This window comes from Ulvibacterium sp., from assembly GCF_028285715.1.
GTDB lineage: Bacteria > Bacteroidota > Bacteroidia > Flavobacteriales > Flavobacteriaceae > Ulvibacterium.
On record NZ_JANQOO010000035.1, the window covers coordinates 416,980 to 440,135 of the forward strand.

Annotated in this window: 20 protein-coding genes; 18 read left to right on the forward strand and 2 right to left on the reverse strand. The window is 41.0% G+C overall.

Going from position 1 to position 23,156, the window contains the following annotated elements; translation table 11 throughout:
- Position 1: 1 nt before the first annotated feature.
- The 15 genes from Q0993_RS19790 (at position 2) to Q0993_RS19860 (ending at position 17,535) form a co-directional block, all read left to right on the forward strand.
- Positions 2-1,039, forward strand: a complete 1,038-nt coding sequence (locus Q0993_RS19790; RefSeq protein ID WP_299536547.1) for a chorismate-binding protein — start codon at positions 2-4, stop codon at positions 1,037-1,039.
- A 60-nt stretch (positions 1,040-1,099) separates the two neighbouring features.
- A complete protein-coding gene (menD, locus tag Q0993_RS19795) occupies positions 1,100-2,878 on the forward strand; it encodes a 2-succinyl-5-enolpyruvyl-6-hydroxy-3-cyclohexene-1-carboxylic-acid synthase (RefSeq protein ID WP_299536549.1) in 1,779 nt (592 codons plus the stop codon).
- 20 nt (positions 2,879-2,898) lie between these two features.
- Complete coding sequence (locus Q0993_RS19800) at positions 2,899-3,243, forward strand: DUF2853 family protein (RefSeq protein ID WP_299536552.1); 345 nt, start codon at positions 2,899-2,901, stop codon at positions 3,241-3,243.
- Between the two features lie 84 nt (positions 3,244-3,327).
- Complete coding sequence (locus tag Q0993_RS19805; RefSeq protein WP_299536555.1) at positions 3,328-4,158, forward strand: S1-like domain-containing RNA-binding protein; 831 nt, start codon at positions 3,328-3,330, stop codon at positions 4,156-4,158.
- Positions 4,159-4,348: 190 nt separating this feature from the next.
- Positions 4,349-4,948 (forward strand): SPOR domain-containing protein, encoded by a 600-nt coding sequence (locus tag Q0993_RS19810; RefSeq protein ID WP_299536557.1) that lies wholly within the window; start codon positions 4,349-4,351, stop codon positions 4,946-4,948.
- A gap of 7 nt (positions 4,949-4,955) precedes the next feature.
- Entirely contained in the window at positions 4,956-5,864 is a 909-nt protein-coding gene (gene menA / locus Q0993_RS19815; protein ID WP_299536559.1) for a 1,4-dihydroxy-2-naphthoate octaprenyltransferase, read from the forward strand.
- Between the two features lie 32 nt (positions 5,865-5,896).
- Positions 5,897-6,649, forward strand: coding sequence for a response regulator (locus Q0993_RS19820; RefSeq protein ID WP_299536561.1), 753 nt, complete (start codon positions 5,897-5,899; stop codon positions 6,647-6,649).
- Between the two features lie 777 nt (positions 6,650-7,426).
- On the forward strand, positions 7,427-9,340 hold the full coding sequence (locus Q0993_RS19825; RefSeq protein WP_299536564.1) for a histidine kinase dimerization/phosphoacceptor domain -containing protein: 1,914 nt from the start codon (positions 7,427-7,429) through the stop codon (positions 9,338-9,340).
- A 29-nt stretch (positions 9,341-9,369) separates the two neighbouring features.
- Positions 9,370-10,050, forward strand: a complete 681-nt coding sequence (locus Q0993_RS19830; protein ID WP_299536567.1) for a metal-dependent hydrolase — start codon at positions 9,370-9,372, stop codon at positions 10,048-10,050.
- Positions 10,051-10,130: 80 nt separating this feature from the next.
- Positions 10,131-11,183 carry an o-succinylbenzoate synthase gene (locus Q0993_RS19835; RefSeq protein ID WP_299536569.1) on the forward strand — a complete coding sequence of 351 codons (1,053 nt, stop codon included), beginning with the start codon at positions 10,131-10,133 and terminating at the stop codon, positions 11,181-11,183.
- Positions 11,174-12,109 (forward strand): CPBP family intramembrane glutamic endopeptidase, encoded by a 936-nt coding sequence (locus Q0993_RS19840; RefSeq protein WP_299536571.1) that lies wholly within the window; start codon positions 11,174-11,176, stop codon positions 12,107-12,109. Before Q0993_RS19835 ends, Q0993_RS19840 begins: the two co-directional genes overlap by 10 nt.
- Positions 12,090-13,178, forward strand: coding sequence for an AMP-binding protein (locus Q0993_RS19845; RefSeq protein WP_367279652.1), 1,089 nt, complete (start codon positions 12,090-12,092; stop codon positions 13,176-13,178). Before Q0993_RS19840 ends, Q0993_RS19845 begins: the two co-directional genes overlap by 20 nt.
- A 40-nt stretch (positions 13,179-13,218) precedes the next feature.
- The gene (locus Q0993_RS19850; RefSeq protein ID WP_299536573.1) at positions 13,219-14,565 is read left to right on the forward strand and encodes a M24 family metallopeptidase; all 1,347 of its coding nucleotides are present in this window, start codon (positions 13,219-13,221) and stop codon (positions 14,563-14,565) included.
- 66 nt (positions 14,566-14,631) lie between these two features.
- A complete protein-coding gene (locus Q0993_RS19855; RefSeq protein WP_299536576.1) occupies positions 14,632-16,389 on the forward strand; it encodes a carboxypeptidase-like regulatory domain-containing protein in 1,758 nt (585 codons plus the stop codon).
- The gene (locus Q0993_RS19860) at positions 16,390-17,535 is read left to right on the forward strand and encodes a carboxypeptidase-like regulatory domain-containing protein (RefSeq protein WP_299536578.1); all 1,146 of its coding nucleotides are present in this window, start codon (positions 16,390-16,392) and stop codon (positions 17,533-17,535) included.
- A 7-nt stretch (positions 17,536-17,542) separates the two neighbouring features.
- On the opposite strand, the gene Q0993_RS19865 is transcribed toward Q0993_RS19860, so the two are convergent.
- Positions 17,543-19,171 carry an acyl-CoA carboxylase subunit beta gene (locus Q0993_RS19865; RefSeq protein WP_299536580.1) on the reverse strand — a complete coding sequence of 543 codons (1,629 nt, stop codon included), beginning with the start codon at positions 19,169-19,171 and terminating at the stop codon, positions 17,543-17,545.
- 74 nt (positions 19,172-19,245) lie between these two features.
- Between Q0993_RS19865 and Q0993_RS19870 the strand changes: the two genes are divergently transcribed.
- From Q0993_RS19870 to ettA, 3 genes are all read left to right on the forward strand, one after another.
- A complete protein-coding gene (locus Q0993_RS19870; protein ID WP_299536582.1) occupies positions 19,246-20,229 on the forward strand; it encodes a Gfo/Idh/MocA family oxidoreductase in 984 nt (327 codons plus the stop codon).
- Positions 20,230-20,303: 74 nt separating this feature from the next.
- On the forward strand, positions 20,304-20,486 hold the full coding sequence (locus tag Q0993_RS19875) for a CAL67264 family membrane protein (RefSeq protein ID WP_299536584.1): 183 nt from the start codon (positions 20,304-20,306) through the stop codon (positions 20,484-20,486).
- Between the two features lie 138 nt (positions 20,487-20,624).
- Positions 20,625-22,316: an energy-dependent translational throttle protein EttA gene (gene ettA / locus Q0993_RS19880; RefSeq protein WP_299536586.1), complete on the forward strand. Its 1,692-nt coding sequence runs from the start codon at positions 20,625-20,627 to the stop codon at positions 22,314-22,316.
- Positions 22,317-22,333: 17 nt separating this feature from the next.
- Here the strand turns inward: ettA and Q0993_RS19885 are convergent, their stop codons facing one another.
- Positions 22,334-23,152: an MBL fold metallo-hydrolase gene (locus Q0993_RS19885; RefSeq protein WP_299536588.1), complete on the reverse strand. Its 819-nt coding sequence runs from the start codon at positions 23,150-23,152 to the stop codon at positions 22,334-22,336.
- Positions 23,153-23,156: the final 4 nt, after the last annotated feature.

The window sequence follows — 23,156 nt, forward strand, 5'->3', positions numbered from 1 at the left end:
TATGCCATTAGAATTCATGGACAGGGTTTCCGCCCAATTCAGGAAACGGCTTCCTTTTGTTGTTTACAAAAAACCAAAACAACCACAAATAACGGCTCTTTTTCAAAGTGACAAAAAACTACATTCCGTTCAGAACTTTACGGAAACAGGTTTTGTAATGGCCGCCTTTGGATGGGAACCGACATTGCTTTTACAGATTGATGAAAAACATGAGACCCAATTTGATTTAAAATTCTTTCCTAATCGTATAAAAAGGAAAGAGGTACATGAAAATATCGTACAGAAACGCCTTCACCTTGATTTGGTACGAAGAAGTCTCGTATGCATTAAGGAAGGCGATTTTCAAAAGGTTGTATTGTCCCGTAAAATCGAAGTTGATTTTGGCAAGAATCCACTGGAATTGTTCCAAAACCTTTTGCCCAATTACCCAAACGCATTCTGCTACTTATGGTTTCATCCGAAAACAGGCTTGTGGATAGGCGCTACTCCAGAGATTTTGTTACGGGTTAAAAATAAGGTGTTTACTACAATTTCACTGGCTGGCACTCAACCCTATAAGGGGCGGGACCAAATTCTGTGGGGAAAAAAGGAATTGGAAGAACAAAATTTGGTCACGGATTATATATTGGAGGTGCTCAAGGACAAAGCTGCCAATATCCAAAAAGGCGAAATAGAATCTGTACGGGCGGGAAATCTGTGGCATTTACGGACGAAAATTTCAGGTGTCTTTTTGGAAGAAGGCCTGGGGCCGATTATCAAGTTCCTACATCCGACCCCGGCAATCTGTGGTTTTCCAAAACAACCGGCCCTTGACTTTATTCATAATAACGAAGACTATGATAGGGAGTTTTATACTGGGTTTTTAGGAGAATTGAACTTTGATTCTGAAACCAACCTATATGTAAATCTACGTTGTGCACAAATCAAAGGAAACAAAGCGATGATCTATATTGGTGGGGGCATAACCCAGGACTCGGACCCCGAAAGGGAATGGGAGGAGACCGTGGCCAAAAGTAGAACTTTACTCGAGTTTATGTAACACCTTAGTTTTTACTTTTTAGATTGGTTTAGAATTGCCCCCGTTGTATTTTTGCCCCACATGAGATATTCCACTATTCCCTTGGCCCAATCCATTGTTTTGCATTGTAAGGCAAAAGGTATCCAAAATGTCGTCATCTCTCCGGGCTCTCGAAATGCTCCCTTGACCATCGGATTTTCTGAAGATCCTTTTTTCAAATGTTTTAGCATTGTGGACGAGCGCTGTGCCGCCTTTTTTGCCCTTGGGATTGCACAGTATCTACAGAAACCTGTTGCCCTGGTTTGCACTTCGGGCAGCGCCCTTTTAAATTATTATCCTGCAGTTGCCGAGGCTTTTTACAGCAACATCCCCCTTGTTGTTATTTCCGCTGACAGGCCAAGTTATAAAATAGATATCGGGGATGGGCAGACGATACGTCAAGATGATGTGTTTCAAAGACATATAGGGTGTTCCGTTAATTTAAGACAGGACGTTTCGCATGCCACCGAGGAGATAAAAAAATATGCACCGTACTCAATATCCGAAAGCACTATTGAAAATACCCAGCAAAAGATTCAGCTATTTAACGATGACGGTTTGAATACCGCGATAAATTTGGCCTATGCCCAGAGAGCACCGGTTCATATCAACGCTCCCTTTGAGGAGCCTTTGTATGATTTTGTTGATCGAGATACCGTAAAGCCTGGTTTAGTTTTTAACAAGGATAGCGATGGATTCCCAGGTGTGGATATAGGGAACCTCAGTGAAATTTGGAAAACAGCCCGGCATAAGATGGTTTTGGTAGGAGTAAGCCACCCAAATAGTATAGACCAAAAGCTTTTGGATATATTGGCCAACGACCCTTCGGTAGTCGTTTTTACGGAAACAACCTCAAATCTTCATCACCCTAACTTCTTTTCAAGTATTGATACGATAATTGCCCCTGTAGAGAAACTGGACCAAAAAAACAATTTGTTCGAACAATTGCGGCCTGAAATCCTGCTTACCTTCGGAGGATTGATCGTCTCTAAAAAAATTAAGGCATTTCTTCGACAATACAGGGCCAAACAGCATTGGCATATTGATGAAATAAAGGCGTATGATACTTTTTTTTCACTTTCCCATCATGTAAAAATGAATCCCAACCGATTTCTGAAAACTGTCCTGTCCCAAGATACTGGAGGGAATGCAGAAACAGATTATCGTGGGTATTGGTTAAATATAAAGGAAAACTTCAAGCTGAGAAGAACCGAATATATAAAGCAGATTGGGTTTTCAGATCTCTTGGCCTTTCATTACATTAGTAAAACTGTGCCCCGGTCTTATCAACTGCATTTAGCGAATAGTTCTACCGTTCGTTATGCCCAACTTTTTAATTGGGATGCCTCCATAAAAATGTTTTGCAATCGGGGCACCAGCGGCATAGACGGGAGTACCTCCACAGCAATAGGCGCTTCCATATTTAGTAAGGAACCCACATTGTTGATTACCGGGGACTTGAGCTTTTTCTATGATAGTAATGCTTTATGGAATGATTATGTACGACCTGATTTTAGGATACTGTTAATCAATAATGGTGGAGGCGGTATTTTTAGGATTTTGCCTGGTCAGGAGGACACACCAAATTTTGAGACCTATTTTGAAACTGTACAAAATCTGGAAGCGGAACACCTCTGTAATTTATACGGATTTGAACATACCAAAGTGGCATCCGCCATAGAATTGAAGAGAGAATTGAAGCCTTTTTACAAACAGTCCGATAAACCGAAATTATTGGAAATTTGTACGCCAAGATTATTGAACAATAAAATTTTGCTCAGTTATTTTGATTTTTTATCTTCGGATTTTATTAACCATTAACATATAGAACACTAACTATTATGAGCAGTAAAAGAGACGAATTGATTGCGAAGTATGCAGCAGACATTAAGGAAAAATTTGGCGAAACTCCGGACATGGACTTGTTGACTAAAGTTACCATTGGACTTGGGCCTGCAATTTACAATTTGGACGCTTCAAAAGTATCCGGGGCTGACGATAAGGAATTGGAAACCGTTAAGAACAACTATTTGGTAAAAAAGTTAGGTTTGGCAGATGGGCCTCAATTGATGGATGCCGTTAAAACCGTAGTAAATAACTATGGCACTTCCGTAAAGAGTAAATATAGGGCCGTTGTGTATTACATGTTATGTAAACACTTTGATAAAGCTTCGGCTTATAATTAGTAGAAGGCTTTGTAGGTATCAAAAGCCGTTCGCCAATTGGTGAACGGCTTTTTTTATAGAGTTTTTAAACACTATTTTTGCAAAATGCTTTTACTTGGAAAATATAATCGTCTCCAAATATTAAGGGAGACTGGAGTTGGGCTTTTTCTGGGCGATGATGAAGGTAACGATGTACTGCTGCCCAACAAATATGTACCCAGAACGTATGAAATAGGAAAAGAGCTTGAGGTGTTCTGTTATCTGGATCATGAGGAAAGACCTATTGCAACAACATTACAGCCCTATATTACAAAAGGCGAGTTTCAGTTGTTACAGGTAGCCGAGGTAAATGAGTTTGGCGCTTTTATGGATTGGGGTCTGGAAAAGCATCTTTTGGTGCCGTTTCGAGAGCAAAGATCAAAAATGAAAGAAGGGCATTGGTATGTGGTGTATTGTCATCTGGATACCAAAACAAACCGTTTGGTAGCTTCCAATAAATTGGACAAATTTTTGGATAACGAGGATTTAACCGTCAAGGAAAGGGAGGTAGTGGACTTGATTTTTACGCGAAGAACGGATTTAGGTTGGGAGGTAATCATCAATAACCGCCATAAGGGGCTGGTTTATTCCAATGAAATTTTCAAAAAGGTAGCGATAGGGGACAATACCAAGGGTGTCATTAAGCGTGTAAGACCTGATAATAAGATTGATGTATTGCTTCAACCTCTGGGAGCAAATGTTCTTGAACCAGCTGCAAACAAAATTTACGAGACCTTGCTCCGGAACAATGGTTTTTTGGCCCTTCATGACAAATCCGAGCCCGAAGCGATCAAAGCAATACTTCAAATGAGCAAAAAAACGTTCAAGAAAGGAATAGGGACATTGTACAAGGCCCGAAAAATAGAAATAAAGGCAAATGGGATCCGGGTCATTTGAGCAAAAATTTTAGATTACCGTTTCTTTTAACGGAATGAAAATCAATTTACTATACCAATTTAACCACAGTTTTCCTTTCCTATACCATCAAAAGTTATATTTTTGCAACAAAGGGAATAAGCATCTTGTTGCCATTAAAGTATTTTGGTTAACTTTAACATAAGATATACCTCCTAAAACTACATGCTACATGCCATTTATTGAAGAAAGCGATTTATTGGAATTGCACAAGGATATCGATAAGGCCCAGATTATCAACGAACGTCTTCTGGATCAAATAAAGTTTAAGAATAAAGAGCTTAAAAAAAGCAAAATACAACGCAATGTCCTTGCAGGTGTTACCGGACTTTTCCTTATTGGAACACTTGCCATTACCTCCTTTACGGCAGGCCTTAGCAGTTCCAATGGTTTTGAGCAACAAGAGAACCTTTTGGTGTCCATTGATAGTTTGGATGCTATAAAAACCCGAATTGACAATCTTAAGCAACAGAACCAGGAGCTTAGTTTGGTGAATGAATTTTATTTGGCCAAGAAATTTTTGGAAAAGGAAAAAATATACTCCGTTCAGGTGAAGTCCTTTGTGGATAATAACGTAACGCTTGCTTCAAAGGCGCTAACAAATACTATGTTCGTTAAGACCAATCCATTTTATTCCTATTCCCTTGGAAATTTTGAAACTTTGGAAGAAGCCCAAAAATTTAGAAAGCAGCTGGTTGACCTAGGTTTTCAGGATGCTTTCGTTGCCTCGTACCAAGATGGCAAACGAATCCAAATAGAAGATCCTTATTAAAAAAGTTTTGCCGAAGACTAAAATTTGGTTGGAAGCCGTACGTTTAAGGACCCTTCCACTATCCGTTTCCGGTATTATTGTTGGAACGGCCTTAGCTAACTTTTACGGTATAGCAGATACCCTTGTATTTGTTTCGGCACTATTGGCAGCAATAGGATTTCAAATCACATCAAATTTGGCAAATGATTATGGCGATGGGGTTAAGGGTACGGACAATGAGACTAGAATCGGGCCCAGACGAACTTTGCAAAGTGGACTATTGTCCAAGAAAGAACTGAAAAGAGGAATCGTAGTATCCAGTGTTATCAACTTTTTTTTGATTCTTGCCGTCGTTTATTTCGCCTTTGGAACAGAAAGGATAGGTTACCTCTTATTATTTGTATTGTTGGGCCTTGCCAGCGTTTGGGCCGCCATAAAATATACCGTAGGATCTTCAGCCTATGGGTACAAAGGAATGGGTGACCTTTTTGTTTTTATTTTTTTTGGTTTGGTCGCTGTTTTGGGATCAATGTTCCTAAATACAAAGATTTTATACACACAAGCTCTGCTACCGGCCTGTACGATAGGGTTTTTGAGCACTGGCGTTCTTAACCTAAATAACCTAAGGGATTATGAATCCGATACCCAGGCTGGTAAAAACACGCTTGTGGTACGAATGGGATTTAAGGGTGGTAAAATCTACCATTCCTTGCTTTTGCTTGGAGGATTTGTCACATTGCTCTGGTTTGTTCTACTGAACTTTGAGAATTGGTATCACTTTCTCTCCATGGTAATGTTTGTGCCGATTTTTGTTCATATGCGCCGCGTTCATGGTATAAAAGCCCCGGTTCTACTAGATCCCGAACTGAAGAAATTGGCCTTAAGCACTTTTGCCATGGCCGTTATATTCTATATTAGTTTTAATAATTTTTTGTAATTTTGAGTCTAACCATCTAAACCACAACTACTTTGGAACAACCTATTAAAATTCTTATCGTAGAGGACAATGTTATTATTGCAGACGATATGCAATCTATGCTAGAAGAGATTGGTTATGAGATTGTTGATAACGTAATAGTATATGAGCAGGCGGAGGAGGTTTTAAGGACTCAGCAGGTCGATTTGGTCTTGATCGATATTATATTGGCTTCCGACAAAACAGGAATAGATTTGGGGAAACACATTAGGGAAAACTACAACATTCCATTCATTTTTGTCACTTCCAATTCTGATCGTGCTACCGTAGAAAATGCCAAGACTGTAAAACCCAATGGATATTTGGTGAAACCTTTTGAACAACAGGATCTATATACTTCCATAGAAATTGCGCTTTCCAACTTTACCTATGGCGCTGAAAAATCGGCAGGCGAGGATAGTGGTTCAATGGAGGCCCCAATGTCCAATTCCGTTTTAAAGGATTCCATTTTTGTTAAGAAACAACACTTGTATTATAGGATACAATTTGGGGATATACAGTTCATTAAGGCGGATAATGTGTATTTGGAAGTAAACACAGTGGATAAAAAGTTTTTGGTGAGATCTCCCCTAAAGGACTATTTGGAGAAATTACCGAAAAACAAATTCTACCGCGCCCATAAGTCCTATATAGTAAACGTGGATCATATAGATGCCATTAATTCTAAGGACATTATGATCAACAATACCCTTATTCCTATATCCAAGGATTTTAAGGAGTTTATCATTTCTGCAATGAACTCCTAAGGATTAATATTTTGTATAGAATTGAAAGACATGTACCACATGTCTTTTTTTTATCGCGGTTTGCGGCTTGGACACAACGGTTTTTTGGGTCTTCGCAACATTATTTTTGTCCGAATCTTAAACTATTTTATTTTAGACGTGTTTTAATTAACAATCGCAAACTGAATAAATAGTTTTTTCATTTTCATATAGTGTTCTCGTAAAAGAGCCCTGATCGTAATGACGGGGCTCTTTTTAGTAACGGATACCCTATTGTGTGAAAAGTGGGCCTTGTTCACCCTTTTTTCTTAACGGAATAGGTTTTCTGCAACTCCGACCAAATGTGTAAAAAATCGGATGAAATACGACCTTCACATAATATTTTGATTTTCACAACAAAAAACAAGGGTTACACAACAATATTCCAAAAGGATGACCTGCATACAATATTTTTGAACTGTCCGATGAGACACCCCAAAACTTATCATTTCGTTTTTTGATGTAATTGCACGGTAGCCATATATACTTATATGGCGTTTTCCTGTATTTATAATCTTGAGTATTCGAGTTTTAATCAAGTCTACTTTAATTTGTGGTTAAAAAAGGTATTTGAGGACAATTAGTATGGTAAAAAAGACGTTTTTGAGATAATCAAAACGTGTTAAACCCTTGATTTGGTTTACAATAAAAATTTAACAAGACCACCTTATACGACGTATGTCTGGTTTTGTCCCCTACTATGATATGAAAAATCTGCTTGGCAAAACTTCAATAATATTCTTCCATTGCTTTCTCATTATGTGTCCGGTGGTCGCACAGGATTCAACGGAAACAGATGAAGGTCTTTTTAGAAAATTTCAAAATAAGAAGACTTTAAATGAAAGATTCGAATTCTTTTTCAATGCCCCAAATCGCTATTTGGAGAATTCTGCCTATGACTGGTTGGATACGGTAAACGTATTTCTCAATAACGCCCAAAGGCAAGAAGACACCACTGCGGTAAAGCAATACAAATTGATGCAATCCCAGGTGTATTATGATATTGGGGATTATGATAAGAGCCTTGCCATAAATAAGGAGTTGTATGCCAAAAAGGAATTTCTTGATTTGGACACCAGGACCATTCTGCTAAATCTCATGGATGAGAATTATTCCAAATTGGAGCTTTATGCGGAACAAATAGAAATTCGGAAGGAGAAGAAGGAATTGGGGATAACCGAGAACATTGCCTTTTATGACATTTATTCCAATTTGGGCTTACATCGCAAGGCAATGGACGATTACTTTGAGCATGTTAAAAAAACTGTTGACGAGAAGGACTATTTTGCCCAAGCTGAATTCTATAATAACGTAGGAACCTATTTGAGGTTGGACAAATCGACGCCAACAGCGCTCAATTCATATAAAAAGGCAAAGGGTTTTATTGATGTATTTTTAAATGACGTCACTAAAATAAAATCGGATGCGGATGTACGTGAAGCTAATCTATTAAGCAGCAAAATTCGTGGAAATATTGGGAAATGCCATTTACAACTGGGAGAATATGAGGATGCCATTCCCTTTTTGGAGCAGAGCATTTTGGAAATGGACGCATACGGCAAGGGCCTGTATTCTCCAGATATCATAGAAAACCGCTTGGCCATTGCCGAAAGTTATTTGCAGTTGGGGGACCTGGAAAAGGCTACGGATTTTCTGAGTGATGATATCCAGCCAAGGAAGACCGAAAACAAGATTAAAAAAAATAGATTATTGTCCTTTTATTACGAAAGGACCGATGATTATAAAAATGCCTCGTTTTATTTGCGAAAGAACATTCGCATAAACGATTCCATAAGCATTAATGAATCAGAATTGAGAAAGCAACAACTGGCTACTGTAATGGCCGAGGAAAAGGCTAACACGCGATCCATTATGGCCGCCCAAAAGCAGGCTTTGGAAGAGCAACGCAGTGAAATGATCGCGCAGGATGAGCGTATAAACCTGGTTTTCATTTCCTTGATTTTCACCTTATTGGGATTTGCCGGTTTGGTGTATGCCTACCTGAAAAGTATAAAAAACCAGCGGTTGATAGCCGAACAAAAACACATTATCGAAAATTCCTTAGTGGAAAAGGACTCCCTCCTAAAGGAAATCCATCATAGGGTTAAAAACAACCTACAGATGGTTTCCAGCTTGTTGAGTCTTCAAACTAAAAACACGAGGAGCAAAGCGGCCATTGAAGCTCTTGAAGAAGGCAAGAGTAGGGTAAAGGCTATGGCATTGATCCATCAGAAGTTGTATCAGAACGATGATCTTTCGGTCATTGAAATGCAAGGATATATCGAAAGTTTAATCAATAGCGTGCAGTCTGTCTACAAAAAGGGCGGGCACAATATCAATATCACCATTGATGCGGAAGGTGTAGAATTGGATATTGACAGGGCGATTCCCTTTGGACTCATTTTGAATGAACTGGTCTCCAATTCTTTTAAATATGCCTTCCCATATGATGAAGAAAATGGTAAAATTTATATCCACCTTAGAAAAATGGGTGACAAAGAAGGCTTTTTTGAATATTCGGACAATGGGGTCGGCCTACCGGAGGATACCGAGGAGCGGGCCAATTCCTCTATGGGAATACGGTTAATGAATCGATTGGCTAATCAGTTGCAGACAAAATTGAACATTGATAAAACCGCCGAAGGTGTTCGTTTTTGGTTCAATTTTAAATAAATTTGGAGGGTAACCTAAACTCTTCAAAAATGAAACTTACTTTTCTGGGGCATGCCTCCCTTCTCATAACATTGCAGGACAAAAAGCTTTTGGTAGACCCCTTTATCTCCGGTAATGAAAAGGCATCTGGAAAAGTGGATATCAACGACCTAGATCCCGATTATATTTTGGTCACGCACGCTCACCAAGACCATACTTTGGATGTTGAAAAAATTGCCAAGACTTCAGGAGCTACCATTGTAAGCAATTATGAAATAGTCGTCCATTATCAAAACAAAGGTCTCCAGGCGCATCCTATGAACCATGGAGGCCAATGGGATTTTGATTTCGGACGACTAAAATACGTAAATGCCATCCATACCTCTTCTTTCCCTGATGGCTCCTATGGGGGTCAGCCTGGTGGGTTTATCCTCTCGGCCGAAAACAAAGAGATTTATATTGCCGGGGATACGGCATTGACTATGGATATGAAGTTGATCCCTATGCTAACAAAGTTGGATTTGGCCATATTGCCCATAGGCGACAATTTCACCATGGGTGTGGACGATGCCATTCTTGCTTCAGACTTCCTAGCGTGTACTGAAATATTGGGCTATCACTTTGATACTTTTGGGTACATTGAAATTGATCATGATGAGGCCAAAAGAAAATTCAAGGAGGCAGGCAAAACACTTCATTTATTGGATATAGGACAGGACTTGACCATTTGATATGATGCCTGTTTTATTGAATTTTATATGGATTCTGCCCTCTAAGCCCTTAAAAATATGCCTAAATTTGGGCATAACGGATGAGAGCCAGTTATAAAAGACATACCCTTAATTTTAAACGTCCCAGTGGTACATCCCGGGGCATACTTACCGAGAAGGAGACCTGGTTTCTTATCTTAGAGGAAAATGGAAAGTTTGGGATAGGCGAATGCGGACTATTACGTGGTTTAAGTGTGGACGACGTAGAAGACTATGAGGACAAACTTCATTGGACTTGTAATCATATTTCAATAGGCGCCGAAACGCTCTATGCGCAATTAAAGGAGTATCCGAGTATTCAATTCGGTCTGGAACAGGCCTTTGTTTCCCTCGAATCCAAGAACACCTTTGAACTTTTCGCTTCCCCTTTTACAAGTGGTACCAATACAATACCAATTAATGGCCTTATTTGGATGGGGGATGCCAGTTTTATGCATGAACAGATACAACAGAAATTGAGTGAAGGCTTTACCTGTATAAAATTGAAAATAGGGGCTATTGATTTTGACAAGGAGATTGAACTGCTGGAATCCATCCGTAAAACGTATTCCAAAGAAGATATTGAACTTCGGGTAGATGCCAATGGAGCCTTTGAGCCAAAGGGTGCACTGGAAAAACTTCAAATCCTATCCGATTATGAATTACATTCCATAGAACAACCTATCAAGCCAGGCCAACACCGGGAAATGAAAGAATTATGCAAAAAATCACCTCTGCCTATTGCTTTGGACGAGGAGTTGATCGGAATTTTTGATAGCACTGAAAAAAGAAGCTTATTACAAGCCATTTGGCCGCATTATCTTATATTAAAGCCCAGTTTGATCGGGGGTATCAAAGGAAGCGAAGAGTGGATAGCTCTTGCCAACGAATATAATATTGGTTGGTGGGTGACCAGTGCCCTGGAAAGCAATATAGGTCTCAATGCCATTGCGCAATGGACGTTTACGCTGAATAACCCAATGCCTCAAGGATTGGGCACAGGTAGTCTATTTACCAACAATTTTAAGTGTCCATTGATTGTTGAGGAAGGTCAATTGGGTTACAGAAAGGACATACCTTGGGAAAGCAACTTAATCAGTAAACTATGTACATAGAACAGGGCTATAAAGGAGAGATTGGTATTTGGAAATATTTTTTAATTCCCTTAGGTTTTATTGGGTTGATGGTACTCAACTACTTGGCCATTGTACTTTTGGATTTGGATGTTGAGGCTATTATGGAAGCGGAAATTAACAGAAAAGGAGCCAACCGGTTTTTGATAGAGATGTTAATTCCCTTCATTGTGGGTCTTGTCCTATTATTTTTATGGGTGAAATACATTCATAGGCAAACACTGACCTCCTTGACCACTTCCAGAAAAAAAATCGATTGGAAGCGGTTTTTCTTTGCTTTTGCACTCTGGTCAACCATCACCATAGTAATTACCGGAATCGATATTGTAATCGCCCCGGAGGACTATATCCTCAATTTCAGATGGGAACCATTTTTATATTTGGTGATAATAGCCCTCTTACTCATTCCCATTCAAACCAGTTTCGAAGAATATCTGTTTCGGGGTTATATGATGCAGGGTCTTGGAATTATGGCCAAAAATCGATGGGTGCCATTGTTCGTAACTTCCGTATTGTTCGGATTGATGCATTTGGGGAATCCGGAGGTAGGTAAATTGGGTTATGGTATTATGGTATACTATATCGGTACCGGTTTCTTCTTGGGAATAATGACCCTTATGGACGAAGGTCTGGAATTGGCCTTGGGTTTTCACGCGTCCAATAATCTGGTAACGGCACTTTTAGTCACTATGGACAGTACCGCTTTTCAGGTAGATGCCATTTATAAAAACGTGGCCGAACCTACTTTGGGCTTCGATGCCTTTTTACCTGTATTTGTTGTCTTTCCGATATTGCTGTACATTTTTTCCAAAAAATACCGATGGAAAAACTGGAAGGAACAGCTAGCTGGTCCTGTGCTATCCAAAGAAGAGTTTTTTGCCTCCAATCATGATGAAGCCCCAGTATAAAGAAATCCACGCTAACTTTAAATTTAACGGTTTCCATCCTTCTATTAATGAATTAAGGGAGATGGGCTATAGCTTAATAAAGGAAGGGGCACCTTTTGAGGAAGTTATTGGGGATTTTTTGCTGGATTGGCTTGATGAAAAACCAATCTTGCAAGTTAAGACTTCGGGCTCCACAGGAAAACCGAAACCAATCGATTTAAAAAAGAATCAAATGGTGAATTCCGCCTTGGCGACCGGGGATTTTTTTGGATTGAAACCGGGAAGTTCGGCGTTGCTGTGTTTGCCCTGTGATTATATTGCAGGAAAAATGATGTTGGTCCGCGCCATGGTCCTGGGTTTGGAAATCGATTATGTGGAACCCTCATCACGTCCACTGGATCAGGTTTTCCAGCCCTACGATTTCTGTGCGATGGTCCCATTGCAACTGGAAAATTCATTAGGACAACTTAATGGCATTAAGACTTTACTGGTTGGAGGTGCCCCCATATCAAGAGCATTGGAGAAAAAGGTAGGGCAAGGACCGACTGGTGTTTTTGAAACCTATGGAATGACGGAAACCATAACCCATGTGGCCGTGAGGAAAATACATGCCAATCGATCCGTTAAGGCCGAATCCCATTTTAAGACCTTGCCCAACATCACCGTTTCTAAGGATAAAAGAGGTTGCCTCGTCATTGATGCACCGGAAATTTGTGATGAAAAGGTGGTCACCAATGACCTTGTGCAACTTACTTCGAAAACCGAGTTTAAATGGTTGGGACGTTATGATAACGTGATTAATTCCGGTGGGGTAAAGTTAATTCCGGAACAAATAGAGGCCAAACTGGCCCAAGTAATCACAAAGCGATTCTTTATCACAGGATTGCCCGATGAAAAATTGGGCCACAAACTGGTATTAGTAATCGAAGGGGAAACCAATGAGGAAATCGTATCTCAGAAAATAACGGAACTTTCTTCATTGGAAAAATATGAAGTGCCCAAAGCCATATATGCCCTTCCAAAGTTTGAAGCGACGGCAAATGGAAAAATGCTCAGGCACGAAACATTAAAAATTCTTTTAAATCAGTAGCGAAAGCTTTCTAATTCTTATTTTAAAAAAAAAATATCCTATGAAAAACAAGCTATTTCTTTTTTGTCTCCTTTTACCCTTACTAGTATTATCCCAACAAATCCTCCCAGAAATAGAAAGGGCTAAAGTAATAGATGAAATTCTCGCCGATCGTTTCAACGATCTCTTGCCTCAATTGATGGACGAAACGGATATTGATATGTGGATATTGATTTCAAGGGAATATAATGAAGACCCTGTATTGCGAACTATGCTGCCGGCTACCTGGCTAAATGCCCGAAGAAGGACCATTTTGGTTTTCTATCGGGATAAGGCAAAAAATACCATTGATAAGTTGGCGGTGGCCCGCTACAATGTGGGGGACAACATCCTGTCGGTTTGGGACAAGGAAAAGGAACCAGAGCAATGGAAGCGCCTAATACAATTGATCGAAGAGCGAAATCCCAAAAAAATTGGGCTAAACTTTTCTAAGGACCACAACATTGCCGACGGTCTGGATAAGACGGATTATGAGGAGTTCATGCAAAACTTGCCCAAGAAATATCATAAAAAGGTGATTTCTGCGGAGCAATTGGCCGTTGGATGGATAGAAACCCGGACAGCACGGGAAATGATTATTTATAATCAGTTGGTAGACATTACCCATGATGTTATTGCCGAAGCGTTTTCCGAAAAAGTCATAACCCCAGGAATTACCACCACTCGAGAAGTGGTATGGTGGATGCGACAAAAGGTGACCGATTTAGGATTAAAGACGTGGTTTCATCCCACGGTAGACGTACAGAGGACCAGTGGGGAAGGTAAGGACCATCTTTACTCCTTTTCCGATCGCCCCGAGGATACAGTCATTTTACCTGGCGATTTGTTGCATTGCGATTTTGGTATTACATACCTACGCCTAAATACGGATTGCCAGGAATTGGCCTATGTACTCCAACCTGGAGAAAAGGAAGCTCCTGATTTTTTACGCGACGCCCTAAAAGAAGGGAACAAGGCTCAGGATTTCCTAACGGGAAACATGATTACGGGCCGTACGGGAAATGAGATTTTGGCCAAGGCTTTGCAGGACGGGCGGGAAGCCGGACTGCGTCCTGCCATTTATACCCACCCCTTGGGGACTTACGGCCATTCCGCTGGTACTACTATAGGTATGTGGGATGCCCAAGGGGGCGTTATGAAAGCCGATGGGGAGAGCTATCCACTACGTCCCAATACGGTCTATGCCATCGAACTTAACACCACGGTGACCATTCCTGAATGGAAACGGGACATTCGAATCATGTTGGAAGAGGCTGGGTTCTATGGTGCTGATGGCTTTAGATATGTAAACGGAAGGCAAACCGAATTGCTCCTTGTACCAAGAATAAAGGAACATATGGGCGAATAATATTTGGCGTGATTTTTGTTACACTTTTTAGTAACTTTATTAAACAATACTAAAATCTGAATCATCATGAAACATTTTTTCCCGGCGTTGCTTTTTTTGCTTTTTTCCCAAGTCTATTCCCAAGAAACCCTTAAAACAATAAGTGGTGTGGTATCCGATGGACAGACACCTCTGGAAAATGTAAACATAGTCGTTAAAAATACGGATAGGCTGGCCAGGACCGATGCATCTGGAAAATATGAAATCAGTGCCCATGAGGGTGAAACCTTGGTCTATAGTTATGTAGGCAAGAAAACCCTTGAGATTTTAGTGGAGGATGTAACGACCTTTTTGAACATAACCTTAAGGGATGAGGTGCAAGAATTGGATGAGGTGGTTGTGACCAAAAAAAAGTATCACCGGACACAGAAAGAACTTCGCCAAGATTACGATACCGACAAAAACTTGATCAAAACGTTTTCCGGTATTCTGGATACCAAGTTGATGCCATCTAGGGTCCAAATGTTAGGTGTAAATGATATTAATCCATCCACCGTTGATATCTTAACCCTCTTAAGGGCACAAGTTCCCAACATTTTAACTCCTACCAATACCGTAGGCCTAAATTTAAACCAGATTCAGGTTTTTTTTCGTAGGGGCATTACCTCCATTAATACCAGAACACCTGTTTTATTTGAAGTGGATGGGGTTTTACTTCAACAAGTGCCTACCTTTCTAGATGTACAAAACATTGAAAGGATGGCCGTTATACAAGGCATTGGGGCACTGAACAAATATGGTAGCCAAGCAGCGGGAGGTTTGATTATCATAAATACAAAAACAGCTAATTTCAATAGGGAACCCGGAAAAAAGACCCCATACGACCAAGCGAAACTAAGGGACAATTTTTTTGAAGAGGGAGATGCGATTGGTGGCACCCAATTGGCGGTGCCCGAGTACCTACAGATTTTGCGCTCTACTACTAGTTTGAAAGAGGCAAAGGAGAGTTATGTCCAACTTGAGGGTGTAAATGGTAGATCACCCTATTTTCATTTGGATGCACGCTCCTATTTTCAAAAAGAACATAAGGATAAGGCTATGGTGGAAACAATTACAAATACTATTGAAACCCAGTATTCAGATAATCCCGTCATCCTTAAGGCTCTGGCCTATCAAATGGATCAAGAAGGAGATTATGGGGCCTCCGTGGAACTTTATAAGAAAGTATTTGTCCTTCGCCCACATTACCGGCAATCTTACCACGACTTGGCGAATGCTTATAGAAACAGTGGAAAAATTGAACGGGCCGCTTTGCTTTACGCCAGGTATCAGTTTTTGATGCGTGAAGGGTTTTTTAGCAAGTCGGATACCTTTTCCAACATTCTAAATCGGGATTTCAATAATTTGATAACACAGGAGGGAGAAGTACTTTCCCAAGAAAAGGTATTTTACGCATCCGATGAGGATGATTTTAACGGGACACGGCTAGTTTTTGAGTGGAACGACAGCGAGGCAGAATTTGAGTTGCAGTTCGTCGATGGCCAAAAGCAATATTTTACTTTTAAACATACGGCATTTGATAATGAGGCACTTATAAGGGATGAAAAACAGAATGGCTTTTCGTGTCAGGAACATCTTATTTATGATCCCAAAGGAACTTGGCAAGTGAATGTGAACTATCTAGGCAATAAAAGTCTTGCACCTACCTACTTAAAGGCCACCGTTTATCAGGATTATGGAAAACCCTCCCAACGTCAGGAATCCATGGTTTTTAAATTAATGGTCAAGAATCGTAATCAAGAATTGTTCAAGATTGAGGCAGACGGAATACTTTCAATTCGATAAATGGTATCCAAGTGCGATTTTTTCATCATATGGTTACTATCTTTTTCCTGGACATGCGGAGCCCAAACTGAATATGAAGGTCAGGTCATTGATGCGGAGACAGGAAATCCCATCTCATATGTCAACATAGGTATTGTAGCAAAAAGCATAGGTACTGTTAGTAATGGGGATGGAATTTTTCGGCTACAAATTGACGCTCGCGACTTGGAAGGTGAAAATTCGGTGTTATTTTCCTGCCTGGGATATAGGACCTTGGAGGTTCCATTGGCCCGGCTTAAATCGCTAGACAGGGAATATCCCAAGGTAAAAATGGAGCCCGAGGCCTTGGAATTAAACGAAGTGGTGGTTACCAATGTGGATGGACGTTTTATTAAGGACAATGTGGGCTACCCATATATAGGTGATGAAATATTTGGGTATTGGAAAGACAACATAGCTTTGGGTGGAGAGTTGGCCACTAGGATTCTCGTAAAAAAAGGACCTAGGATACTTAAAAGAATCACATTTGAAATAATCAGTAATCCATCCGATAGTATTTTGGTCCGCGTTAATTTTTATGATGACGACGGCAAACTGCGATTACCAGGTACTAATTTGAACAAATCTGGCAAGAATATTCTGTGTACCATTCCCAAAGGCCCCCGATCCCTACAAGTTGATTTAAAGGACTTCAATATCCAAGTAGACGATAATTTTATTGCCTCTTTGGAGCTTTTGCAGATTTATGGCCGGGCAGAACTCGGTTTGGTTGTGGCAGGCACCAGAAATATCTCTGCCTCTTACCGCAAATATTCAAGTCAGGATAAATGGGAAGAATTTTCAAATAAGGCAATGGCCTATCATTTGGAAACTTCCTTTAAGGTGCATAGTAAAGCTGCTGATAAATATGAAACTAGGCAGCAGCGCAAGCTAAAACGACAAAGGACTGTTTCTGGCTTTGTGTTTAAGAATGGAAGAATGGTACCTTCAGTACAAATTTCTAATTTGAGGACAAGGGAACAAACAACCACCGATGAAAAGGGGCGTTATATCATAAGGGCCAAAAAAGGTGATATTCTCGTGTTCAACAAGAAAGGACATAAAGAGGAAATGAAAAAAGTCAGCGATAGGCCTGTACTCAATGCAGTTATTCAAGCAGTTGAGTGATAATTTCTTAAACCTGTAATACGCCCATGTTAAAAGGCTTATGAATAGGAGCATGATTCGCCGCTTCGATGCCCATCGAAATCCATTTTCTCGTTTCCAGGGGATCGATTATGGCATCAGTCCATAAACGTGCGGCAGCATAGTAGGGTGATACCTGATTGTCATATCGTTTCTTGATTCGGTCAAAAAGTTCCCTTTCCATTTCTTGGGTAATTACTTCACCCTTTTTTTGTAAGGAAGCTTTTTCAATTTGTAACAATACCTTGGCCGCGGAATTACCACTCATAACGGCTAGTTCTGCACTTGGCCAAGCGACGATTAATCTTGGATCATAAGCCTTCCCACACATGGCATAATTTCCTGCACCATAGCTATTTCCAATGATTACAGTAAACTTGGGAACCACACTATTTGCAACGGCGTTCACCATTTTGGCTCCATCCTTAATGATACCTCCATGTTCACTTTTGCTGCCTACCATGAACCCGGTAACGTCCTGTAAAAAAACCAGTGGAATCCTTTTCTGATTGCAATTGGCAATAAAACGCGTAGCCTTGTCCGCGGAGTCTGAATAGATGACGCCACCAAATTGCATTTCCCCTTTTTTTGTTTTGACCACCTTGCGCTGATTGGCCACGATTCCAACGGCCCAACCATCGATTCTTGCGTAACCGGTTAAAATGGTCTTTCCGTATCCCTCCTTGTATTGCTTAAATTCAGAATCATCCACCAATCGTTCAATAATTTCCAGCATATCATATTGGTCGGTACGGGAATCTGGAAGAATACCGTATATATCTTCTGGATTTTTTTTTGGCTCAAAGGTTTTGGTACGATTGTATCCGGTCTCATTGATACCTCCAATTTTGTCCATGATGCCTTTGATCGTATCCAGTGCATCCGAATCGTCCTTGGCTTTGTAATCGGTCACACCACTTATTTCGCAGTGGGTGGTCGCGCCACCCAAGGTTTCATTGTCTATTTCCTCTCCTATGGCCGCTTTCACCAAATAGCTTCCTGCTAAAAAAATACTTCCTGTCTTGTCAACTATCAGAGCCTCATCGCTCATAATGGGCAGATAGGCACCACCAGCTACACAACTGCCCATAACTGCTGCAATTTGGGGTATGCCCATACTACTCATTTGGGCGTTGTTCCTAAAAATTCTGCCAAAATGTTCTTTGTCAGGGAAGATTTCGTCCTGCATGGGGAGAAACACGCCGGCACTATCCACCAAATAGATGATGGGCAGACGATTCTCCATGGCTATTTCCTGCGCCCTTAAATTCTTTTTCCCGGTAATCGGAAACCAGGCACCCGCCTTAACGGTGGCATCATTGGCGACCACCAAACACTGTTTCCCGGATACATATCCCATTTTTACGATCACACCTCCGGAAGGGCACCCACCATGTTCCCCATACATATCTTCACCGGCCAAAGCCCCAATTTCTAGGCTGTCCTTCTCTTTGTCCAATAGGTAATCGATACGTTCGCGCGCGGTCATTTTCCCAAGGGCGCGTTGTTTTTCCAAACGCTTTTTCCCGCCTCCAAGCTTTACTTGTGCCAATCGCCTTTTAAGCTCGGAAAGCAATAATTTGTTGTGATCTTCATTTTTTGTGAACTTAAGATCCATACTCTCAGTAGTTTCTTTTACCGGTATAAAGATAGGAGTATTATTGATTAACTTTGGCAAAATAAAATACCAGTATGGGAGATACAATTCGTTGGGGAATCATTGGTCCAGGCAAGATTGCCCACAGTTTCGCAAAGGACTTAAAATTGGTTTCGGACGGGGTTTTGACCGCCGTTGCCTCCAGGGATATTACCAAGGCAGAGCTATTTGCAAAGGAGTACAATGCGAAACATGCTTTTGGAAGTTATGAGGAATTGTTCAATTGTGTTGAGGTAGACGCGATTTATGTTGCCACACCCCATAATTTACATGCCCAATGGAGTATTAGCGCCATGGATCATGGCAAACATGTACTTTGCGAAAAGCCTATGGGAGTAAACCTTACGGAAGTTAAGGAAATGATTGCTTCCGCTCTGCAAAACCAGGTTTTTTTGATGGAGGCCCTTTGGAGCAGGTTTAACCCGACGATTCGTAAAGTGAAGCAATTGATCGATACCGGTGAACTCGGGGATATTGGCTATCTCCATGCGGATTTTGCATTTTATGGATTGGATCGATCCGAAGAAGGAAGGGTATTAAATCCTTACTTGGCAGGTGGTTCACTATTGGATATTGGGATATATCCCATTTTTTTGGCCTACACCATGTTAGGGAAACCTAAAGCCATAAAGGCGACCTCCAAATTTTACAAAACCGGCGTAGAAATTCAGACCTCGATGATTTTTGAATATGAAAAGGCTCAGGCCTTATTGTATAGTGGACTTACCTCTAATTCTGAAATGAAGGCAGAAATAGCAGGGAGCAAAGGCTCAGTTTTTATCCATCCTCGATGGCATGAGGCACAAGGGTATTCCATGGAAAAGGACGGTACTCTGGATAAATTCAATCTGCCCACAAAAGGTAAGGGATATACGTATGAAATCAAAGAAGTGCACTCCTGCTTAAAATCTGGGAAGCTGGAAAGCGCACTGTGGTCGCATCAAAATAGTTTGGATTTGATCGGGCTATTGGATGAGGTCCGACGACTTGCAGGGATTCTTTTTCCCTTCGAGGAATAAAGTTACCCGGGCAAATCCCAAAAAATCCCATAAAATTCCGATATTTGGCGTTACCACAAACCAAACTAGAACAAATGGGAATGAATAAAAACACGGTGCTAGCCTGGGCCACATTTATTATGATTGTAGTGGGATGCGCGTTAATAGCCCTAGGAGCTTTTAGATATGATGATGTTGCTGGATGGGGTTTTGCATCGGTAGGTATCGGTTTTTTTGCCATTGCATGGGTCTTCAACGCCTTAAAGGGAAGAGTTTAAAAGTTTAAGCGCCTATACAAGTACCACTGGTCTACTCCTGGCATGCTTACAAATCTGATTCCTATCATCCAAATTTCCTGTAAAAATCCAATCGAATAAAACCATCTCCTTAATACACAATATAAACAAGAATAAAAGATGAGCGACGATAAGAAAGTCATTTTCTCAATGGCCGGAGTCACCAAGACCTATAAAAATGCGAACACCCCGGTACTTAAAGACATTTACCTCAGTTTCTTCTACGGTGCCAAAATTGGGATTTTAGGCCTTAATGGGTCCGGGAAATCTACTTTGTTAAAGATAATTGCGGGGGTAGATAAAAACTATCAAGGGGATGTTGTCTTTTCTCCTGGATATAAGGTAGGTTACTTGGAGCAGGAACCGCAATTGGATGAGGATAAAACAGTACTTGAAATAGTGAAGGAAGGTGTGGCCGAAACTGTTGCCATCTTGGACGAGTATAACAAAATTAATGATATGTTCGGTTTGCCCGAAGTATATGAAGATGCGGACAAGATGCAGAAACTGATGGACAAGCAAGCTGATCTTCAAGACAAGATAGATGCCTCCAATGCGTGGGAACTTGACACGAAACTTGAGATTGCCATGGATGCATTGCGGACTCCGGATGGCGACAAAAAAATCGGGGTGCTCTCTGGAGGGGAGCGAAGGAGGGTAGCTTTGTGCAGATTATTGCTTCAGGAACCTGAAATTTTATTGTTGGATGAGCCTACCAATCATCTGGACGCAGAATCGGTACACTGGTTGGAACATCATTTGGCACGATATAAGGGAACCGTAATTGCCGTTACCCACGACCGTTATTTCCTGGACAATGTGGCCGGATGGATCTTGGAGTTGGATAGGGGTGAGGGCATTCCATGGAAAGGTAACTATTCCGGTTGGTTAGATCAAAAGGCAAAGCGATTGGCACAGGAAAGTAAACAAGCTTCCAAACGGCAAAAGACCTTGGAAAGGGAGTTGGAGTGGGTACGCCAGGGTGCCAAGGGCAGGCAGACCAAACAAAAGGCCCGCTTAAAGAACTACGATAAACTAATGAGCCAGGACCAGAAACAACTGGATGAGAAATTGGAAATATATATTCCCAATGGGCCAAGATTGGGCACCAACGTTATTGAAGCCAAGGGAGTAAGCAAGGCCTATGGCGACAAATTATTGTATGAAAATTTAAATTTTAATCTACCACAAGCGGGTATAGTTGGGATTATTGGACCAAACGGTGCCGGAAAAACTACCATCTTTAGGATGATAATGGGCGAGGAAACCCCGGATGGCGGGGAATTCGTAGTAGGGGATACGGCAAAAATCGCCTATGTAGACCAAAGCCATTCCAATATTGACCCGGAGAAGACCATTTGGCAAAACTTTAGCGATGAACAGGAATTGGTCATGATGGGCGGACGACAGGTGAATTCACGCGCCTATCTGAGCCGTTTTAATTTTTCGGGCAGTGAGCAAAATAAAAAGGTAAACATGTTATCCGGTGGGGAGCGCAACAGGCTCCATTTGGCTATGACCTTAAAAGAAGAGGGCAATGTGCTGTTGTTGGACGAGCCCACGAACGATTTGGACGTAAATACCTTACGGGCTTTGGAGGAAGGTCTGGAGAACTTTGCGGGTTGTGCAGCTATTATTTCGCATGACCGATGGTTCCTGGATCGTATCTGTACACATATACTGGCCTTTGAAGGTAATTCCCAGGTATATTTCTTTGAGGGTTCCTTTTCCGATTATGAGGAGAACAAAAAGAAACGTTTGGGCGCGGATATTATGCCCAAGCGTATAAAGTACAAAAAGTTGATACGGTAATTGATTTTTGCCCTCACTCAAAAATCGTCGTCTGGATACCAATCCAATTGCACCACTTTTATATCTGGATTCCCTTTGTTGACAAGTTTCTTGAATTTTATAACATCACTAACATCCGGATTTCCCCTATAATGATAGGGGTATACCTGTTTTGGCCGGAATTCCAAAACGGCATCAGCAGCACTTTCCACGGTCATGGTGTAGGGCATGTTCATGCAAATAAAGGCTTTATCAATATTTTTGAGGCTTCGCATTTCCGGGATATCCTCCGTGTCCCCGGAAAAATAGAGTCGTTGGCCGCCCATATTCAAAACATAGCCATTGCCTCGACCCTTTTTATGAAATATTTTGGCCTCTTCCCGTAAGTTGTACATCGGAACGGCTTCCACATGTATTTCGTAGCGTTCCTTGGAATTCCCATTGTTCAAAACATCGATTTGGGGCGTAAATTCTTCAGGGATTTCATCGGCTACGGCTTGGGGTACCATTATTTTAGCTTTTTTGGTATCCAACTCTTGTAAGGTTTCCACACTAAGATGGTCACCATGAATATCCGTAATCAGAATTAGATCCGGTTTTTTTTGCCCCTCAAAGACTTTCGCACCGCCTACGGGATCTACATAAATGGTAATATTGTTCCATTCCAATACGGCCGTGGCATGGGAAATAGGGATAATCTTAATTTCGGAACCCTGTTCGCCATGTGGAGAAGGTGGAGCTTGTTTTTCCATGGCTTGGAAAGGATCCGAGTCTATGTGAGGTGAAGGCTTTGCTTTTTCCTTACAGCCCAAAAAAGTAAAACAACAGCCCAAAAGCCCAAAAAACAATTTTTTCATGAAG

What these genes read in the sequence shown, in the direction of transcription:
- Q0993_RS19790 (WP_299536547.1), top strand. Translation starts at nt 2, where the DNA reads ATGCCATTAGAATTCATGGACAGGGTTTCCGCCCAATTCAGGAAACGG.
- menD (WP_299536549.1), top strand. Translation starts at nt 1,100, where the DNA reads ATGAGATATTCCACTATTCCCTTGGCCCAATCCATTGTTTTGCATTGT.
- Q0993_RS19800 (WP_299536552.1), top strand. Translation starts at nt 2,899, where the DNA reads ATGAGCAGTAAAAGAGACGAATTGATTGCGAAGTATGCAGCAGACATT.
- Q0993_RS19805 (WP_299536555.1), top strand. Translation starts at nt 3,328, where the DNA reads ATGCTTTTACTTGGAAAATATAATCGTCTCCAAATATTAAGGGAGACT.
- Q0993_RS19810 (WP_299536557.1), top strand. Translation starts at nt 4,349, where the DNA reads ATGCCATTTATTGAAGAAAGCGATTTATTGGAATTGCACAAGGATATC.
- Q0993_RS19825 (WP_299536564.1), top strand. Translation starts at nt 7,427, where the DNA reads ATGTGTCCGGTGGTCGCACAGGATTCAACGGAAACAGATGAAGGTCTT.
- Q0993_RS19830 (WP_299536567.1), top strand. Translation starts at nt 9,370, where the DNA reads ATGAAACTTACTTTTCTGGGGCATGCCTCCCTTCTCATAACATTGCAG.
- Q0993_RS19835 (WP_299536569.1), top strand. Translation starts at nt 10,131, where the DNA reads ATGAGAGCCAGTTATAAAAGACATACCCTTAATTTTAAACGTCCCAGT.
- Q0993_RS19840 (WP_299536571.1), top strand. Translation starts at nt 11,174, where the DNA reads ATGTACATAGAACAGGGCTATAAAGGAGAGATTGGTATTTGGAAATAT.
- Q0993_RS19845 (WP_367279652.1), top strand. Translation starts at nt 12,090, where the DNA reads ATGATGAAGCCCCAGTATAAAGAAATCCACGCTAACTTTAAATTTAAC.
- Q0993_RS19850 (WP_299536573.1), top strand. Translation starts at nt 13,219, where the DNA reads ATGAAAAACAAGCTATTTCTTTTTTGTCTCCTTTTACCCTTACTAGTA.
- Q0993_RS19855 (WP_299536576.1), top strand. Translation starts at nt 14,632, where the DNA reads ATGAAACATTTTTTCCCGGCGTTGCTTTTTTTGCTTTTTTCCCAAGTC.
- Q0993_RS19860 (WP_299536578.1), top strand. Translation starts at nt 16,390, where the DNA reads ATGGTATCCAAGTGCGATTTTTTCATCATATGGTTACTATCTTTTTCC.
- Q0993_RS19865 (WP_299536580.1), bottom strand. Translation starts at nt 19,171, where the DNA reads ATGGATCTTAAGTTCACAAAAAATGAAGATCACAACAAATTATTGCTT.
- Q0993_RS19870 (WP_299536582.1), top strand. Translation starts at nt 19,246, where the DNA reads ATGGGAGATACAATTCGTTGGGGAATCATTGGTCCAGGCAAGATTGCC.
- Q0993_RS19875 (WP_299536584.1), top strand. Translation starts at nt 20,304, where the DNA reads ATGGGAATGAATAAAAACACGGTGCTAGCCTGGGCCACATTTATTATG.
- ettA (WP_299536586.1), top strand. Translation starts at nt 20,625, where the DNA reads ATGAGCGACGATAAGAAAGTCATTTTCTCAATGGCCGGAGTCACCAAG.
- Q0993_RS19885 (WP_299536588.1), bottom strand. Translation starts at nt 23,152, where the DNA reads ATGAAAAAATTGTTTTTTGGGCTTTTGGGCTGTTGTTTTACTTTTTTG.